This window comes from Seonamhaeicola marinus (assembly GCF_008085455.1).
On record NZ_VSDQ01000550.1, the window covers coordinates 1 to 416 of the forward strand.

At 28.4% G+C, this 416-nt stretch carries 1 pseudogene; it reads right to left on the reverse strand.

What is annotated here, in order from left to right:
* Nucleotides 1–162: 162 nt before the first annotated feature.
* Nucleotides 163–416, reverse strand: a pseudogene (locus FUA24_RS08220) (tetratricopeptide repeat protein); the annotation flags it as partial.

Below are 416 nucleotides of genomic sequence, written 5' to 3' on the forward strand. Positions count from 1 at the left end.
ATTTTAATGTTTTATAATCTGCATGTTGTTTATAATGTGCTTTAATTAGTTGTTTAGCTGATAAATTATAATTAGCCTCGCCACCACTTACTGTTTTGGCAGATTTACAACTAAATAACATTGCCATAATAAGGACAATAACTATTTGGGTACGTAATTGCATTAATTTGTGTTTTGTAATTGTTTTGCCTTATCACTAAACGTTTTTGCTTTGGTTGTATTGTTTAAAAGTGTGTAGGCTTTACTTATTTGGGTATAAAAATCGGCTTCCATTTTAGTATCATCAATAATATAATCTAAACCAATTTCTAAAGTATCAATAGCATTTTGTGGTTTGTTAAGCGCATTAAATGATACACCATTTACTAAATACAATATAGGTTGTGATGGGTAATTATTTAATGCCTGAGTACTTT